Raw genomic sequence first — 578 nt, 5'->3', positions numbered from 1 at the left:
TGTTAGAGCCATTAGCTCAGTTGGTAGAGCATCTGACTTTTAATCAGAGGGTCGAAGGTTCGAGTCCTTCATGGCTCACCATTCATTTTAATACTGTGCGTATTTAATCTATGCGGGTGTGGCGGAATTGGCAGACGCGCTAGACTTAGGATCTAGTGTCTTTATGACGTGGGGGTTCAAGTCCCTTCACCCGCACCATTTTAGATTAAACGCGGAAGTAGTTCAGTGGTAGAACATCACCTTGCCAAGGTGGGGGTCGCGGGTTCGAATCCCGTCTTCCGCTCCATAACTACTTAATCAACTAATTCAGCTTGCCGGGGTGGCGGAATTGGCAGACGCACAGGACTTAAAATCCTGCGGAGGGTTCCTCCGTGCCGGTTCGAGTCCGGCCCTCGGCACTTTAAATATGCGCCCGTAGCTCAATTGGATAGAGCGTTTGACTACGGATCAAAAGGTTAGGGGTTCGACTCCTCTCGGGCGCGCCATTACGGGAAGTAGCTCAGCTTGGTAGAGCACTTGGTTTGGGACCAAGGGGCCGCAGGTTCAAATCCTGTCTTCCCGACCACTATAACTTAAAT

General features: G+C 50.9%; 6 tRNA genes. All 6 read left to right on the top strand.

What is annotated here, in order from left to right:
- Nucleotides 1-5 precede the first annotated feature (5 nt).
- Nucleotides 6-81, top strand: a tRNA-Lys gene (locus CHH91_RS16570).
- 31 nt (nt 82-112) lie between these two features.
- Nucleotides 113-198 (top strand) — tRNA-Leu (locus tag CHH91_RS16565).
- 13 nt (nt 199-211) lie between these two features.
- Nucleotides 212-286: transfer RNA gene (locus CHH91_RS16560), tRNA-Gly, on the top strand.
- A gap of 27 nt (nt 287-313) precedes the next feature.
- Nucleotides 314-398 (top strand) — tRNA-Leu (locus CHH91_RS16555).
- A 10-nt stretch (nt 399-408) separates the two neighbouring features.
- Nucleotides 409-485 (top strand) — tRNA-Arg (locus CHH91_RS16550).
- Between the two features lie 3 nt (nt 486-488).
- Nucleotides 489-565: transfer RNA gene (locus CHH91_RS16545), tRNA-Pro, on the top strand.
- Nucleotides 566-578 lie beyond the last annotated feature (13 nt).

It is taken from the genome of Virgibacillus sp. 7505, from assembly GCF_002272135.1.
Classification (GTDB): Bacteria; Bacillota; Bacilli; order Bacillales; family Amphibacillaceae; genus Terribacillus.
Note: the sequence above shows the minus strand (reverse complement) of the source record. Positions and strands in the feature narration are given on the sequence as shown.